Below are 16,040 nucleotides of genomic sequence, written 5' to 3'. Positions count from 1 at the left end.
TCGTTGTTCAGCCGAGCGAGTCGGCGATGGTGCGGATGAGGGAGTGCTGGCGGCGGACCTGCTCGATGGACCGCCACGGTGCGCGCTCCCCCTCGTACTCACTGGAGAGGTACCCGGTGTACCCCGCCTCCTTCAGCGCCTTCAGCACGGGACGCCACGGGATCTGCTGATCCTCGAGGTTCTCGTCGATGTCGTGGAACTTGGCCTGGATGAACACCACGTACTTCGCAATGGCCAGGAAGTCCGCCGGGTCGACGCCGATGCCGTCCAGGAACGCCGGACGCGTCTCCCGCGTCTCGCCGTCGCGCAGCGGTATCGGCCGGTCCTGGAAGATCCCGGTGTCGATGAGCAGGCCGAAGTGTTTCGTCCCCGTGCGCTCGATCAGCGCGATGTAGTCGTCGACCACCGGGTGCTTGATGGGCGTCGGGGAGTGGATCTCGGGGCAGATGATCACGTCGAGCTCTGCGGCGAGGTCGAGGGACCACTCCACGGACTCCGTCCAGATGGGGTCGGGGATCAGGTCACTGGAGACCACGCCGATCTTGGGGCGGACCGTGGTGAACCCGAGACGTTTCGCGAGCCGCAGGTCCCCCTGCAGCTTCTCGGCACCCTCGCGGGCCGTCATGGGACGCGCGTTGGGTCCGCTCGAGTGCAGCCGCGTGTCGATCCAGGAACCGTAATTGGTGGGCTGTAGCGAGTACTTCTCGAGCAGCTCGAACCAGCGGTCGATCCACGCGCTCGTGGGCTCCGGGTAGTTCTCGACGTGGCCCTCGCCGAGGATCTCGACACCCGTGGCGCCGACGTCGGCGACGGCACGCAGCGCGCTCTCCAGGTCTAGCACCGTGCCGAAGTCCGTCATGAAGCTGTACAGCGAGACGCCGTACTTGAAGGGCGCGCCGCGTCCTTCGGGCGACAGCGTGACGTGCTTGGTCTCCCGGAAGACGGACGGCTGGTGCTCCTCCGGGATGTACGACATGCGCAGGCGCAGATCGATGGAGACCTCATGGACCCCTTGCGGCAGTCCGCCCTCGAACGGCACCGTCACCACCGCAGCATCTTCCAGCTGCCACCGGACCCCGTCGCTGTCCCACAGCTGCTGGAGCGTGTAGGTGCGGTCGCCGAACGTCCACAGCGGCACGTCCGCGGGAATGTCCACGAGTCCGCCGACTCTCACCGCGACGCCGTCGATCAGCGATGCCGCGAGGCCGCGGTAGTTCGGCATGCGGAGGCGCAGCTGGAATCCGACGATCCGGTCACCTTCGCGCACATTGCGGAAGCCGACGGACTGGATGAGGTCTCTCTCGAGAAGCATCGTTGCTCACTCTCTCTGGGGATGTGTCGAAGGCCGATTCCCCATTCTGTCGCTTTTCGACAGAAGAATGCAAGACGCTAACAAAACCTCCGTGGCCGGTGAGCGAGCCTCCCTCAGCCGCGCCGCGGCTTGCGCGGCGGCCGGTCGTCGTCCTGCCACGAGCCGGACCGGCTGCCGCCTCGCCCGCGATCGGGACGGAGCTGGATGAGCTTCCCGCCGATCCGCGTGCCCGAGAGCCGGGACAGCGTGTCGCCCGGCAGGTCGGCCGGCAGCTCGACGATGGAGAAGTCGGGCATGATCCGGATGTGCCCGAAGTCCTCGCGGCTCAGGCCGCCCTCGTTGGCGAGTGCGCCGACGATCTGGCGCGGCTCCACCTTCTGACGCTTGCCCACCTCGAGGCGGTACGGCGCCATGGGGGTGTCGTTCCGCTCCCGGCGCCCCGGACGGTCGGAACGGTCGCCGCGAGCGCCCCGGCCACCCGCGCGGTCGGCGCCGCCGGCCCGGTCGCCGCGCGTCTCGCGCTCCACCGGCTGCGACAGCTCGTCCCGTTCGCTGAGCAGGAGCGGCTCGTCGCCCTGAGCGACGACGGCGAGCGCCGCCGCCACATCCGTCTCCGGCACATCGTGGTGCTCGACGTAGTGGGCGATGATCTCGCGGAAGCGCGAGATCCGGTCCTCCTGGGCGAGCGCCTGGGTGATGGCGTCGTCGAAGCGGGCGAGGCGGGTGACGTTCACGTCGTCGACGCTGGGCAGCTGCATCTGTGTCAGCGGCTGGCGCGTGGCCTTCTCGATGGCGGTCAGGAGCCGGCGTTCGCGGGGCGTCACGAAGCTGATCGCCGCGCCGCTCCTGCCTGCGCGTCCGGTGCGGCCGATGCGGTGCACGTACGACTCGGTGTCGACCGGGATGTCGAAGTTGACGACATGGCTGATGCGCTCGACGTCGAGGCCGCGCGCCGCGACGTCGGTGGCGACCAGGATGTCCAGCTTGCCGGACTTGAGCTGGTCGACCGTGCGCTCCCGCTGGGCCTGCGCGACGTCGCCGTTGATGGCCGCGGCCGAGTAGCCGCGTGCGCGCAGCCGCTCCGCGAGCGTCTCCGTCTCGTTCTTGGTGCGGACGAAGATGATCATCCCCTCGAAGTTCTCCACCTCGAGGATGCGCGTGAGCGCGTCGACCTTCTGCGAGTACGAGACGACGAGGTAGCGCTGCGTGGTGTTCGCCGACGTCGTCGTCTTCGACTTGACGGTGATCTCTTCCGGATCGTGCAGGTACTTCTTGGAGATGCGCCGGATCTGCGCGGGCATCGTCGCCGAGAAGAGGGCGACCTGCTTGTCGTCCGGGGTGTCGGCGAGGATTGTCTCGACGTCCTCCGCGAAGCCCATCTTCAGCATCTCGTCGGCCTCGTCGAGCACCAGGTACTTCAGCTGGGAGAGGTCGAGGGTCCCCTTCTCCAGGTGGTCCATGATGCGCCCGGGCGTTCCGACGACGATGTGGACGCCGCGGCGCAGCGCGGACAGCTGCACCCCGTATCCCTGCCCGCCGTAGACCGGCAGCAGGTGCACCCCCTTCAGGTGGGTCGCGTAGCTCTCGAACGCCTCCGCCACCTGCAGCGCGAGCTCACGCGTCGGGGCGAGCACGAGCGCCTGCGGACTCTTCTGAGACAGGTCGAGGCGCGACAGGATCGGCAGCGCGAAGGCCGCCGTCTTGCCGGTTCCCGTCTGCGCGAGGCCGACGACGTCGCGGCCCTGCAGCAGCGGCGGGATGGTGGCGGCCTGGATGGCAGACGGCGTCTCGTAGCCGACATCCTTCAGAGCCTTCAGGACGGCCCCATCCAGCCCTAACGACGAGAAGGTCGGAGCATCGTCGGCGGTTTCGGAGCCGCTGTGTGCGGAATCTGGCGTGGTCACTGTCCCACGGTAGTCCCCGGGGGCGGATTCTCGGCGTGGCGAAGCACGCCGAGCGGCGTGCGGCAACCGCCGAGGCAGGGGCTTCCGGGTGGGGCCTAGGCGAGCTGACGCGCCAGCGCCGCCGCCTGGTGCCGGTGCCCGATCGTCTCGTATCCGACCACGACGACCGCGGGCGACAGGGCGATGACGACGAGGCTCACCCCGATCGGAGCCCCCGCGGCCGCCAGCCACACCGACGCGACGAGCGCGACGACCGTCCCCGCGAACAGCCCGATGTGGAACGGGTCCCCTTCGTGAACGAGATACGTGTACAGCAGGAACAGGACCACCGAGAACACGAGCACCGGCACGGCCACGCTCGCCACAGCACCGGCCACGCCGAGTTCCCCGACCCCCTCGATCTCGTACGCGACGACGTGAAGCCCCGCCCCGGTCGCTGCGATCGAGGCGAAGAGCAGGATGTGGCTGTAGCCCCACGCCACCGCGCGCCGGCGGTGCCGTCGGAGGATCTGTGACGACGGGATGATGAAGTACGTCCACCAGAGCCCGAAGGTCAGCCCGACGCCAGCCACGGCGATCAGGGCGGCCTGGATGCTCCATCCCTGCTTCTCGACGAGCGCCGCGACCGACGTGACCGTCCCGAACAGCACCTCGCCGAGCGCGATGATCGTGAGAAGGCCGTAGCGTTCGGCGATGTGGCCGGCGTTCCAGGGCGTCCCGCCGAGCCGCACCTCGGCGAGGACGGGGCCGCCCAGCTCCACAACATAGAGCAGCGGCGCCACCAGCAGTACCGTCTCGAAGCTGGGCCGCGCGAACGCCAGCAGTACCCAGCCGATCTGGGCCGCGGTGACGAAAGCGGCGTAGACGAGGGCGGTGCGCCGCCGGGCGGCATCCTGTGCCGCCGCGCGCAGCCACTGGGCGACCAGGGCGATGCGCATGACGACGTAGCCCGCCACGAGCACACCGACCTCGAACTCGCCTCCGGCGTCGACCGACGCGAACATCTCCGGCAATCCGAGCGCCAGGATAACAACGCCGACCATCTGCACCATCGTCGTCACTCGATAGAACCAGTCGTCGGTGTCGTAGGCCGACGCGAACCACGAGAAGTTGATCCAGGCCCAGCAGATCGCGAACATCGCGAACGAGAACGCGCCGATCGCCGGCCACACGTGTCCTTCCGAGAGCAGGTGTGCGAGCTGGTCCCCCGCCTGCCCGAAGGCGACCACGAAGGTCAGATCGAACAGCAGCTCCAGCGGTGTCGCCGCGCGGTGCGCCTCGCCCGGGTCCCGGCCGCTCATACGCAGCAGCCGGTGACCGAGGTCGTCTCGCGTGGTCTCGGACATGTCGCCTCCCGAATGGACGCCCGGCCCCCGCGGCCGGGTGGCCCTATTCTGCGCCGGGTCTCGTCGGTTCGGCAGGTTACGATGGTCGCCCAACGCCGGGTTCCGCACCGTCGCCGTCCGCGACGCCGAATGACGAGGAGAACCCCATGACCTCCGACACCGATCAGTACACCCCAGCCGAGTCCGTTCCGGACTGCTGCGCCCCTGCAGCTGCCGGAAGCGATGGCCCCTCGGACGACCGCGGATGACGGACGACAAACGCTTCCCGCGGTCCGTCTTCTCCAGTGGCGACGAGCCGGATGCGCGCTTCTCCCTCGCCAACGAACGGACATTCCTCGCCTGGCTCCGCACCGGCATCGCCCTCCTCGCCGGCGGTGTCGCGCTCGAGGCCCTCGGTTTGGGCATCCACCCCGGGTTCCGCCTCGCCGCGTCCCTCCTGCTGCTGATCGCCGGCGCGGCCGTGCCTATCCAGGCCTGGTACGGCTGGAAGCGCACCGAGTCCGCCCTGCGACACGGGACCCCGCTGCCGTCGGCACCATTGACCGTCGTCCTGAGCGTCGTCGTCACCGCGGTCGGCGTGCTGGTCCTGGTGGGCGTCCTGCTGCGATGAACGCCCCGTTCGACCCGGGCCTCCAACCCGAACGCACCGCTCTCGCGTGGCGGCGGACCGGGCTCGCCCTTCTCGTCGGATCGTTCGTCGCCGCACGCATCCTGCCCGAGCTGCTCGGCGCCTGGTCGGCGCTCCTCGGGCTGACCGGCGTGGTGATCGCCGGCATCCTGCTCGCCATGATCCATCGCCGCTATCGCGGGCACCACGGACAGCTCACCGCCGCCGGCGATCGTGCACCGATCGCCGAAGGTCGCCTCATCGCGGCCACCGCGGCTTTCGTCTTCGGCGGCGCTCTCGTCAGCATCATCGTCGTGATCGTGCTCGCAGTGAGCGGTGCCCTCGGCGCCTCGCTCCCGCGATGAGGTCGGACGCACCCGCGGAATAGGGTGGTCCGCATGAGCGCAGTCCATCCGCGAGGCGGGACCTCGTCGGTGCCGGAGACGATCGCCCTGATCGGCCCCGGCGCGATCGGCACCACCGTTGCCGCGGCGCTGCAGGAGGCGGGCACCCCCGTTCAGCTCTACGGACGCACGGCTCGAGACCAGCTCGTCCTTCATCGCGGAGATCACGACATCGTGGTCCCTGGACCCGTCATCACTGATGTGTCGCAGGTCGCCGGTCCGGCAGATCTCGTCTTTCTCGCGGTGAAGACCACCCAGCTCGAGGCCGCGTCACCGTGGCTGGCGGCACTGGTCGGGCCGCAGACCGTCGTCTGCGTGCTGCAGAACGGCGTCGAACAGGAGGCGGCGCTGGCGCCTCTCCTCCCGGAAGGACGTGTCGTCCCCGCCGTCGTGTGGTTCCCCGCCGAGACGCAGCCCGACGGCTCCGTACTGCTGCGCGGCGACGCGCGCCTCACCCTGCCGCATTCCCCGGCAGCGTCGGTCGCGGCCCAGGCGCTGAGCACCACGTGGTGCGAGGTCGAGCTGTCCACGGACTTCACGTCGGTCGCGTGGCGCAAGCTGCTCCAGAACGCCGTCGCCGGTCTCATGGTGCTGACGGGCCGCAGGGCGGGGATGTTCCGGCGAGACGACATCGCCGGACTGGCGCTGGACTACCTCCACGAGTGTCTCGCCGTCGCGCGGGCCGAAGGGGCTGCGCTGGACGACGATGTCCCGGCCCAGCTGCTCGCGCGGTTCCAGTCGTTCCCCGCCGACCTGGGCACCTCCATCCTCGCCGACCGCGAAGCGGGTCGCCCTCTGGAGTGGGACGCACGGAACGGTGTCGTGCAGCGCCTCGGCCGCGCTCATGGCATCCCGACGCCGATCAGCGATGTGCTCGTGCCCCTTCTCGCCGCAGCGAGCGATGGAACGGGAAGCGACGCCGGGCCCGCGGCGGTCACGCCCGGCTGATCGAGGTGAGCCCCGAGAGCATGACGTCGATCGCGAAGTCGCGCCGACGGCGCTCGTCCGCTCCGGTCAGCGCCGGGGCCAGCCGCCGGACGCGCGGGAACAGCTCGGGGTCCGCGGTCGAGTAGACGGCGAGAGCATCCGAATCGGGGATGTCGGCGACAGCTGACCGATCGCGCACGGTGCGTTCGACGGCGGTGGACGCCGCGAACTGGGCGATGAGGTCGACGGCGAGCGCGGCATCCGCATCGGGGATGCCGCCGGCCTGCATGAGCGCGAGCTCGTGCTCTGCGAGACGCAGTGCCCCCGGAAGCGTCGGGATGGTGCCGAGCGCCACCGCGCCCAGGCCCGGGAACGACTCGAGCGCGTCTACTGTGTTGACGACCGTGGCCGCCAACGCCGCCCGCCAGTCCCCGTCGACCGGATTGACGAGCTCGATGCCCGCGTAGACGTCGTCGAGCGCGTGATCGAGCAGCACATCCCGACCCCCGAAGTACGCGTACAACGACGCCGGGCCCGTGTTCACCGCCGCGGCGACGTCGCGGAGCGTCACGGCCTCGACTCCACGTTCCCGGATCAGCCCGAGGGTGGCGTCGAGGATCGAGCGCCGCGACAACGGCGGCTTCGCCGGGCGGTCACGGCGCGAAACGGGCTCAGCGGGCAGCGGCATCCCCCCAGTGTAGCGAATTGACACGATCGCCATTCTCTACGAACATTGTTCGCGAACACTGTTCGTCATCACGTGAGAAGGAGAACCCATGTCGGTGCTGGTAGTCGGCGCGAGCGGGGCGGTCGGCGGCCTGGTGGTCGCCGGGCTGCTGGAGCGCGGAGAGCGGGTGAGGGCGACGAGCCGGCGACCGGAGAAGCTGACGCTGCCGGAGCGGGTCCAGGTGCTGGCCGCGGACCTGAACGACCCACCGACGCTCGGGCCGGCGCTGGCGGGCGTTGATCGCGTGTTCCTGTACGCGGATCTCGACGACCCGGAAGCCGTGGTCGCCCAGCTGGCGGGCTCGGAAGTTCGGCACGTGGTGCTGCTGTCGTCCTCCGCCGTGACGTTCCCCGGGGCCGAAGAGGACTTCAACGGTGCGAGGTTCCTGCGCGTCGAGCGGGCGATCGAATCATCCGGGCTGAACTTCACGTTCCTGCGCCCGGGTGGATTCGCCAGCAACGCGGCGCGCTGGAGCTGGAGTGTGAAACGCGAGAGCGCGGTGCCGCTGCCCTACCCGGACGCCGTGCAGGTCCCCATCCACGAGGCGGACATCGCGGAGGTGGCCGTGATCGCCCTCACCGGAAACGCTCTGCTGAACGCGACCCCCGTGCTCACCGGCCCGGAGCGGCTGACCCTGCGCCAGCAGGTCGAGACGATCGGCTCGGTGATCGGCCGACCCGTCGCCGTGGTCGAGCAGACGGAGGCGGAGTCGGTCGCGATGTTGTCGCAGTATGTGCCGGAGGTCTGGGTGACGCAGATCGTCACGGACTGGCGGGAGGCCGTCGGAACCCGCCCGGACGTGTCACGCGAGTACACCCGCATCACCGGACGCCCATCCCGCACGTTCCGCACCTGGGTCAGCGACCACGTCGAGCTGTTCCGCTGACCGCCGCCCACCCGGGGAGCGCATCCCGAGCGCGCTCATCACGTCGCGCGCTGCGGGCTCCGTCCCCGAGCGCGACACCGCGGGGTCGGTGTCCACGATGCCGAAGGGCCCACGAAGGTTCCACAGCGCCCAGCCGATGCCGTGGTCGCCGAGCACGCCGGTGACAGCCTCCAACCACGCGAGCCGGACTGCGGGCGGCAGTGTCGCGTAGGCCCCCATCTCGCCGACGTGCACAGCGGCGCCGGCGTCCGCGAGCGCGATCCACGGCTGCAGCACCCGCTCGATGGCGGCCGCATCCCACGTCGCCGTCGTCTCGCCGGGCAGCGGCACGTACCCGTCGCGGCGCGCCGCATCCACATCGATCTGCAGCGGCCAGTGCGGCTCGGCCGTCGTCGCGGCGACCCACGGCGCTCGGTGATGCGTGATCTCGAAGGGCTTGTACAGGTGCACGGAGGTCACGACCCGGGGATGCGCCGACCACTTCGCAGGAGGTGGCTGCATTCCCGCATCCCAGCCCTCCAGCACCACCAGGCGTTCGGGCGAGATCCTCCAGATCCCCTCCGCCGTACGGCCGAAGACCTCGTCGAAGGTCGCCTCGTCGGTGCGCGGTGGCTCATTGAGCAGGTCGAAGCTCAGCTCCTCCGGCGGTACATCGGCGTACCGCCTGGCGAAAGTCGTCCAGTAGTCGCGGAACAGCCGCTGACGGTCGGCGTCGCGGAAGAGGTCCCCGGGTTCCGGCACGTCGAACTGCGACAGTGAGTTGACGCAGTACCCGGGGGCGCGGTGGAGGTTGAGGCTCACGTGGATGCCGTACTCGCGCCCCAGTTCGACCGCACGGTCGACGAGAGCCAGGCGATCCGGATCGATGGACTGCCCGCGCGGGCCGGTGCCGAACCACAGGTACGACAGCGGGATGCGCGCGAAGGTCATCCCAAGCTCCGCCATCATGGCGAAATCCGACTCCTGGATTCCGTGCCCCAGCCGGATCGGGAAGAGCTCCATCCAGCGCGCGCTCGTCGAGAAGAGCTCGATCAGATTGGCGCCTCGCCAGTGGGAGGCAGGGGATGTCGTCGGCATTCACCCTCCTTCGCATGCGCAATCGTTTGCGTCGCGCAGGCAATGCTACTTGCGCACCGCGGACATTTCCAGCAGAATCGCGATGAACAAGCATTTGCGCGCTTTGCTCAAAATGCATTCCAGGACGACCATGAGCATCGTCCAAGACCAAGGAGTTTCAAGGATGAAACCAACGCGGAAGCTGGCTGTGATCACCGCCACCGGCCTCGCCGTCGCCGCTGTGCTCGCCGGCTGCTCGAGCTCGCCGAGCTCCGACAGCGCGAACGGCGCTGTGAGCATCACCATCGGAGACCGGCCGGCGTCGTCGGACGCGGACAATCGGGCCTACTACGACAAGCAGGTGAAGGCGTTCGAGAAGGCGAACCCCGGCATCACGCTGAAACCCGTCGAGACCAAGTGGGACGCGACGACGTTCCAGGCCCTGGTCGCCGGCGGGAACCTGCCCGACGTCCTCAGCGTCCCGTTCACGGAACCGCAGGGCCTGATCGCGCGAAAGCAGGTCGCCGACCTGACCGACGTGCTCAAGTCCTCCGGTCTCGCCGACGAGCTGAACCCGACGGTCCTCAAGGTGGCTCAGGCCGACAACGGACACACCTACGCCGTCCCGACGTCGGCCTACTCGGTCGGCCTCATCTACAACCGTGAGCTATTCGCGAAGAGCGGCCTCGACCCCGACAAGCCGCCGGCCACCTGGGACGAGTTGCGGGCCGACGCGAAGCAGATCACCGAGAAGACCGGAGTCCCCGGCTACGCCCAGCTGACCACGAAAGGCCAGGGTGGCTGGATGTTCACCACCCAGACGTACGCCTTCGGCGGCACGGTCGAGAACGCTGAAGGCACGAAGGCCACCTTCGATGGGACACCGTCGCAGGAGGCGCTGAAGGCGCTGCATGAGATGCGGTGGACCGACGGCTCGATGCCGTCCACGGCCCTCTACGATCTCGACGGCATGGCCCAGGCGTTCGCCGGCGGCAAAGTCGGCATGTTCATGTCCGCGCCCGATCAATACCGCGCCTCCATCGTGACCAACGGCATGGACCCGAAGAACTTCGGTGTCGGGGGGCTGCCGCAGAACGGCGGCGACCACGGCACGCTCTCCGGAGGCTCGGTGCAGGTGGTGAGCCCGAAGGCCACCGCGGACCAGCAGAAGGCCGCGCTCAAGTGGATCCGCTTCTTCTACCTCGGCCCGTACGAGAATCAGAAGGCGGCGGTCGACCAGGCAAAGGCACAGGCGGCGGACAAGCAGCCTGTCGGTCTGCCCGGCCTGCCCGTCCTGAGCGCGGAGAAGCAGGAGACGTACAACGGCTGGATCAAGCCCTACGTCAACGTCCCCACCGCGAACTTCGCACCGTATGTGGCGGTCGCGAAGGACCAGAAGATCATCCCGGAGCCGTCGTCGCACGCGCAGGAGGTCTACGCGGCGCTGGACCCGGTGGTGCAGAGCGTGCTCACCGACCAGAACGCCGACATCCCGGCTCTGCTGTCGCAGGCGGCGAAGACCGTGCAGGGCAAGCTCGGACGCTGACGCCCCGTGGTCCGGCGCAGGGCGGGGAAGCCACGCGCCGGACCACCGCGTCCGGAAGGAGAGATCATGGCGCTGAGGGAGCAGACCCCGACGCTGAAGGAGGCGCCGCCGGCGGCGACGTCCGGAGTGAGGGATGCGCGGCGCCGGTCGGCGCCGGCGAGGCGGCGCAACCGTGTCGTGGCGTGGTACCGGAGCGGCGGGCTCACCGTCGTCCTGTTCGCCGTGCCGATCGTCCTGATCTTCCTCTACTTCTCGTGGGGGCCGATCGTCAGCGGGCTCGTGATGAGCCTGCAGCGAACGAACCTGGTCGACCCCGCGACGTGGGTCGGGCTGGACAACTTCGCGTACGTCCTCTCCGATCCGGGACTCGGCCAGGCGGCGATCAACACCCTCTACTTCACCGGCCTGGCGATCCTCCTCGGCTTCCCGCTGCCGATCCTCCTCGCGGTGTTCATCGCCGAGCTGCGCGGCCGGTCGTGGATGTACACGACGCTCGTATACCTGCCGGTGATCGTCCCGCCCGTCGTCTCCATCCTCCTCTGGAAGGTGTTCTACGACTCCTCGCCGAGCGGGCTGTTCAACTCGATCCTGGGGGTGTTCGGCATCCCGCCGCAGCCGTGGCTCGACTCGCCTGCGACCGCGATGCCCTCGATCGTGATCGAGGCGACCTGGGCGGGAGCCGGCACGGCGGTGATCATCTACCTCGCCGCCCTGACATCGGTGCGAACGGAGCTGTACGAAGCCGCCGAACTCGACGGCGCCGGCATCTGGTCCCGCGTCTGGCACATCACCCTCCCGCAACTGCGCGGCGTGATCCTCGTGATGCTGCTGCTGCAGGTCATCGGCACCATGCAGCTGTTCACCGAGCCGTTCCTCTTCACCGGGGGCGGTCCGCAAGGGTCGACGACGACGATCCTCCTCCTCATCTACAACTACGCGTTCGTCAGCGGCGACTACGGCGCGGCCACGGCCCTCAGCGTCCTGCTGGCCGCCGGGTTGTGCCTGCTGTCGGCGATCTACCAGCTCGCGACGCGGAAATGGAGCAGCGACTGATGAGCGCACCGCTTCCCACCGGCACCCGGCGCCGTAGTCGTCCGGCCGCCGAGCGCAGCGTGATCTCCGACAGCGACCGCAGGCGACCGGCGGTGCGGATCCCGCTCACCGTCGTCCAGGTCCTCATCCTGATCGGTCTCATCGTCGCCGGCCTCGGTCCGCTGCTGTGGCTGCTCAAAGCAGCCCTCTCCCCCACCCAGGACATCCTGCGCGACCCGCTCGCCTTCTTCCCGTCCGGCGTCGTCGAGTGGGGGAACCTCGCGACGGCCTGGAACCAGGGACACCTCGGCTTCTACCTCGGCAACACGGCCATCCTCGCCCTGGGCTCGATGATCGCGAATCTCTTCGTGTGCGCCACCGGCGCCTACGTGCTGAGCGTGCTCCGGCCCAAGTGGGGACCCGTGCTCTCCGGTGCCATCCTGGCGACCCTGTTCATCCCGGGGATCGTCTCACTCGTCCCGCTCTATCTGACGGTGCTGAAGCTCCCGCTCGTCGGCGCGGATCTCACCAACACGTACTGGGCGGTCTGGCTCCCAGCCGCCGCGAACGGCTTCAACGTCCTCGTCATCAAGCGTTTCTTCGACTCCATCCCGCGCGAGTACTTCGAGGCCGCCCGCATCGACGGCGCCGGCCATGTGCGGGTGTTCACCACGATCGTGCTCCCGCTGTCCCGCCCCATCCTCGGCGTGGTCGCCCTCCTCGCCGTCATCGCCTCCTGGAAGGACTATCTGTGGCCACTCCTCGTGCTACCGAACCCGGATCTCCAACCGGTCTCGGTCGCCCTGCCGAAGATCGCGCAGTTCAGCCCGCTGAACATCCAGCTGGCGGGCCTGTTCCTGGCCCTGCTGATCCCGGTGGTGCTCTTCATCGTCTTCCAACGCTCGTTCCTGCGCGGCGTCGGGATGTCCGGAGGAGTGAAGGGATGACGGAGCTTCCCCGCCGCGTGCTGGTCACCGGTGCCGACGGCGCGATCGGCCGAGCCACCACGGAGCAGCTGGTCGCAGACGGCGTCGCCGTCACGGCGCTCTCTCTGAACTTCGATGGCGACAGCGCAGCCGACCGGGTCATCGCCGGCGACGCGCGCGACGAGGCCACCGTCGCGGAGGCGCTGGAGGATGTCGACGCGATCGTGCACCTGGCCGCGATCCCGCATCCGTCGCTCGGGACGCCGGCGACCGTCTACGGAACGAACGTCGTCGCCACGTTCACGGTGCTCGCTACCGCCGCCGAACGCGGCGTCCGGCGCGCCGTCGTGGCGAGCAGCATCAACGCGTTCGGCGTCCCGATGAACAGCAACGACGTGGAGCCGGCGTACTACCCGATCGATGAGGAGATCCCCACCGACATCGCGGACGCGTATTCGCTCTCCAAGACCAGCGACGAGACGACCGCGCGCATGATCTGGCGGCGCTGGGGCATGGACGTCGTCTGCCTCCGCTTCCCGCTGATCAAGGATCGCGCCACCCTCGAGCGCGTCGCCGCCGAGGTCGAGCTCGACCCGGCGTCGATGGCGCGGGAGGGCTGGGCCTACCTCGACCTGCGCGACGGCGTGCGGGCCATCCGCTCCGCACTGACCTCCGCGCCACCCGGACCTCACGTGGTCGGCCTCAGCGCCGACGATGTGCTGCCGGCCATCCCGGCCGCCGAACTGCTGAGGAGGTTCGCGCCCGCTGTCCCGGTCCGCGGGCCGATCGCCGAGCACGGACCACTCGTCGACACGTCGCGGGCACGGGAGCTGCTGGGCTTCACCCCGCTGTACTCCATCCATCACGCGGACCCGCTCGAGGATCCGCTCGCCCTGGGAGCCGTGAATGCCTGAGACCGCCGTACTCGACCCCGTCGCCGACCGCGACTTCCGCACTTTCGACCAGCCGTGGCCCGCGCGGGAGGATGTCCGGATCACCGGCGTGCGCGCCATCGTGACGGCGCCGGAAGGCACACCCCTCGTGGTGGTGCGGGTGGACACGGACACGGACGGCCTCTACGGGCTCGGCTGCGCGACCTTCACGCAGCGCTGGCACGCGGTGGTCGCCTTCGTCGAGCAGCACCTCGCACCTCTCGTGGTCGGCCGCTACCCGGGCGACATCGGCGACCTCATCCGGCTGGCGCGGTTCTCGGGCTACTGGCGGGAGGGCCCCGTCGGCAACAACGCCATCTCAGGGCTCGACATGGCGCTGTGGGACATCGCGGGCAAGCGGGCGGGGGCGCCCGTGCACGAACTGCTCGGCGGCAAGGTCCGTGCGGCGGCCGACACGTACATCCATGCAGGAGGGGCGGGCGTGGAGGACACGCTCGACCAGGCGGAGGAGTTCCTCGCCCGGGGGTGGCGGCACATCCGGCTGCAGTCGGGCCAAGCCGGTATCGGCACGTACGGAGCCCCGCCGATCGCGGGCGTCCCGCGAGCCGGGGCGCCGTACCCGCGCGGCTGGAATGTCGGCGAGTACCTCGCGGCCGCCCCGCAGCTCTTCGCCCGGGCCAGGGAGCGGCTCGGTGACGGAGTCGAGCTCCTGCACGACGTCCACTCCCGGCTGACACCGAAGGAGGCGGTCGTGCTCGCGCGATCGCTGGAGCCCTACCGGCTCTTCTTCCTGGAGGACGTGGTGGCGCCCGAGCACTGGGACCGCCTGCCGGACGTGCGCGCGCAGTCGCCCGTCCCGCTCGCGGTCGGTGAGCTGGCCACGTCGGTGTCCGATGCCGCACGGCTGATCACTTCGGGCGGCGTCGACTTCATCCGCTCGCACATCTCGGCCGTCGGCGGGCTCACCCCGGCCAAGAAGCTCGCCGTGCTGGCGGAGTTCTTCGGGGTGAAGACCGCCTGGCACGCCCCAGGCGACACCTCGCCGGTCGGCGCGGCCGCCAATGTGGCACTGGATGTGACCTCCGCCGCCTTCGGCATCCAGGAGGGGCACGTCTACAACGACGCGACCCACGAGGTGTTCCCCGGCACCCTCCGCATCGTGGACGGCTGGCTGCGCCCGAACGAGGACCCGGGATGGGGGATCGACATCGACGAGGCCGCGGCAGCGCGGTTCCCGGCCGGGTTGTCGGGACACGACGAGTGGGCTGCCGGGGTCCGCGGGCTCGACGGCGGCCTGATCGCACCGTGACCCCGGCCGACGCGCACCGTCGTGGATGGCGCGTACAGCGACCACCTCGTCCGGTGCGGTGCGTCATGCCATCATGAGGGAGCCGATCCGTCGGGACGGCCCACAGGAGGAGGACAGGGATGGGTGACCGCGCGAGCATGAGCGATGTCGCGCGCGCGGCAGGCGTCTCGGTCTCGACCGCCTCACGCGCGCTGCGCGGCATCGGCCGCATCTCCCCCGAGACCCGCGCTCGCGTGATCGACACGGCCGCCCGCCTGCAGTTCGAGCCCGACATGATCGCCCGCTCGTTCGTGACCGGCAAGAGCTTCATCGTCGGCGTGCTCGCCGAGAACGGCTTCGGCCGATTCAGCATGCCGCTGATCATGGGGGCCAGCAACCATCTGGGCCGTGAGAACATCGCGGCCGTCGTGCTCGATGCGCAGGGGCGCCCACGGGTGCTGGCCAGCTACCTGAAGCGGCTGCGCTCGCGCCGCATCGACGGCATCCTCGTGGTCGGCGACGACCCCAATCGGGCCAGCCTGGTGCTGTCGGAGGAGTTCTCGGTGCCGGTGGTGTTCGCCTCCTCATCGGCCACGCCGGAGACCGACTACGTCGTCGCCCCCGACAACCGCGAGGCGGGCCGGGTCGCGGCGGAGCACCTCATGGGTCTCGGGCGGCGCCACATCGCACACGTCACGGCCACGCTCGGGGAGCCCGCGGTCGCCGCGCGCTCCTCCGGCTTCACGGACGCCCTGCGCGACGCCGGCCTCCAGCCGGCCTTCGACGCCCCTCTCTTCGGCAGCTACCTACGCGAGTGGGGTGCCGAGTCCGCGCGGCGCATCCTGGCCGGGGGCGCACGGGTGGACGCGGTGTTCGCCGCGAACGACGAGATCGCCGTCGGCCTCTTCTCGGAGTTCCACCGGGCGGGGGTCCGCGTGCCCGATGACATCGCGATCGTCGGCTACGACAACCGGATGGGCGAGGTCAGGCGCCCCGACCGTCCCCTCACCTCCTTCGACCCGCTTCTGGGCAAGGTCGGGGAGGAGGCGGCGGCACGCCTCCTCCGCGTGCTGAACAGCGACGACGAGGCCGGGATCGAGTACGTACAGCCCGAGTTCATCGTCGGTCGCTCCACGGTCGGGCCGACGCTCGAGCCGTACGACCTCCTCTGAGCGCGACTTCCCCG

At 69.7% G+C, this 16,040-nt stretch carries 15 protein-coding genes; 10 read left to right on the top strand and 5 right to left on the bottom strand.

What is annotated here, in order from left to right; all coding sequences use genetic code 11:
* Positions 1-7 precede the first annotated feature (7 nt).
* From ABIC47_RS12080 to ABIC47_RS12070, 3 genes are all read right to left on the bottom strand, one after another.
* Positions 8-1,312 carry a C-glycoside deglycosidase beta subunit domain-containing protein gene (locus tag ABIC47_RS12080; RefSeq protein WP_354480671.1) on the bottom strand — a complete coding sequence of 435 codons (1,305 nt, stop codon included), beginning with the start codon at positions 1,310-1,312 and terminating at the stop codon, positions 8-10.
* Between the two features lie 113 nt (positions 1,313-1,425).
* The gene (locus tag ABIC47_RS12075; protein ID WP_354480670.1) at positions 1,426-3,216 is read right to left on the bottom strand and encodes a DEAD/DEAH box helicase; all 1,791 of its coding nucleotides are present in this window, start codon (positions 3,214-3,216) and stop codon (positions 1,426-1,428) included.
* Between the two features lie 95 nt (positions 3,217-3,311).
* Positions 3,312-4,562: a low temperature requirement protein A gene (locus tag ABIC47_RS12070; protein ID WP_354480668.1), complete on the bottom strand. Its 1,251-nt coding sequence runs from the start codon at positions 4,560-4,562 to the stop codon at positions 3,312-3,314.
* 244 nt (positions 4,563-4,806) lie between these two features.
* Between ABIC47_RS12070 and ABIC47_RS12065 the strand changes: the two genes are divergently transcribed.
* From ABIC47_RS12065 to ABIC47_RS12055, 3 genes are read left to right on the top strand one after another with little or no spacing between them, the layout of a single operon-like run.
* Positions 4,807-5,172, top strand: a complete 366-nt coding sequence (locus ABIC47_RS12065; RefSeq protein ID WP_089880252.1) for a YidH family protein — start codon at positions 4,807-4,809, stop codon at positions 5,170-5,172.
* A complete protein-coding gene (locus ABIC47_RS12060; RefSeq protein ID WP_354480667.1) occupies positions 5,169-5,534 on the top strand; it encodes a DUF202 domain-containing protein in 366 nt (121 codons plus the stop codon). Before ABIC47_RS12065 ends, ABIC47_RS12060 begins: the two co-directional genes overlap by 4 nt.
* 33 nt (positions 5,535-5,567) lie before the next feature.
* On the top strand, positions 5,568-6,521 hold the full coding sequence (locus ABIC47_RS12055; RefSeq protein WP_354480665.1) for an oxidoreductase: 954 nt from the start codon (positions 5,568-5,570) through the stop codon (positions 6,519-6,521).
* Here ABIC47_RS12055 and ABIC47_RS12050 read toward each other — a convergent pair.
* Entirely contained in the window at positions 6,508-7,188 is a 681-nt protein-coding gene (locus ABIC47_RS12050) for a TetR/AcrR family transcriptional regulator (RefSeq protein WP_354480663.1), read from the bottom strand. The genes ABIC47_RS12055 and ABIC47_RS12050 overlap by 14 nt on opposite strands.
* Positions 7,189-7,276: 88 nt before the next feature.
* Here ABIC47_RS12050 and ABIC47_RS12045 point away from each other — a divergent pair, with 88 nt between their 5' ends.
* Positions 7,277-8,113 (top strand): SDR family oxidoreductase, encoded by an 837-nt coding sequence (locus ABIC47_RS12045; protein ID WP_354480662.1) that lies wholly within the window; start codon positions 7,277-7,279, stop codon positions 8,111-8,113.
* Here the strand turns inward: ABIC47_RS12045 and ABIC47_RS12040 are convergent.
* The gene (locus tag ABIC47_RS12040; protein ID WP_354480660.1) at positions 8,030-9,190 is read right to left on the bottom strand and encodes a glycoside hydrolase family 5 protein; all 1,161 of its coding nucleotides are present in this window, start codon (positions 9,188-9,190) and stop codon (positions 8,030-8,032) included. The genes ABIC47_RS12045 and ABIC47_RS12040 overlap by 84 nt on opposite strands.
* Positions 9,191-9,353: 163 nt before the next feature.
* On the opposite strand from ABIC47_RS12040, the gene ABIC47_RS12035 reads away from it, so the two are divergent.
* The 6 genes from ABIC47_RS12035 (at position 9,354) to ABIC47_RS12010 (ending at position 16,026) form a co-directional block, all read left to right on the top strand.
* Positions 9,354-10,715: an extracellular solute-binding protein gene (locus ABIC47_RS12035; RefSeq protein WP_354480658.1), complete on the top strand. Its 1,362-nt coding sequence runs from the start codon at positions 9,354-9,356 to the stop codon at positions 10,713-10,715.
* A 66-nt stretch (positions 10,716-10,781) separates the two neighbouring features.
* On the top strand, positions 10,782-11,768 hold the full coding sequence (locus ABIC47_RS12030) for a carbohydrate ABC transporter permease (RefSeq protein ID WP_354480656.1): 987 nt from the start codon (positions 10,782-10,784) through the stop codon (positions 11,766-11,768).
* The gene (locus tag ABIC47_RS12025) at positions 11,768-12,694 is read left to right on the top strand and encodes a carbohydrate ABC transporter permease (protein ID WP_197674298.1); all 927 of its coding nucleotides are present in this window, start codon (positions 11,768-11,770) and stop codon (positions 12,692-12,694) included. The genes ABIC47_RS12030 and ABIC47_RS12025 overlap by 1 nt, the downstream gene beginning before the upstream one ends.
* Complete coding sequence (locus tag ABIC47_RS12020; RefSeq protein ID WP_354480654.1) at positions 12,691-13,587, top strand: NAD-dependent epimerase/dehydratase family protein; 897 nt, start codon at positions 12,691-12,693, stop codon at positions 13,585-13,587. The genes ABIC47_RS12025 and ABIC47_RS12020 overlap by 4 nt, the downstream gene beginning before the upstream one ends.
* Positions 13,580-14,875 carry an enolase C-terminal domain-like protein gene (locus ABIC47_RS12015; RefSeq protein ID WP_354480652.1) on the top strand — a complete coding sequence of 432 codons (1,296 nt, stop codon included), beginning with the start codon at positions 13,580-13,582 and terminating at the stop codon, positions 14,873-14,875. Before ABIC47_RS12020 ends, ABIC47_RS12015 begins: the two co-directional genes overlap by 8 nt.
* Positions 14,876-14,994: 119 nt before the next feature.
* Positions 14,995-16,026, top strand: a complete 1,032-nt coding sequence (locus ABIC47_RS12010) for a LacI family DNA-binding transcriptional regulator (RefSeq protein ID WP_354480650.1) — start codon at positions 14,995-14,997, stop codon at positions 16,024-16,026.
* Positions 16,027-16,040: the final 14 nt, after the last annotated feature.

The sequence above is a fragment of the Leifsonia sp. 563 genome, from assembly GCF_040545055.1.
In the GTDB taxonomy this organism is placed as follows: Bacteria; Actinomycetota; Actinomycetes; order Actinomycetales; family Microbacteriaceae; genus Leifsonia.
Note: the sequence above shows the minus strand (reverse complement) of the source record. Positions and strands in the feature narration are given on the sequence as shown.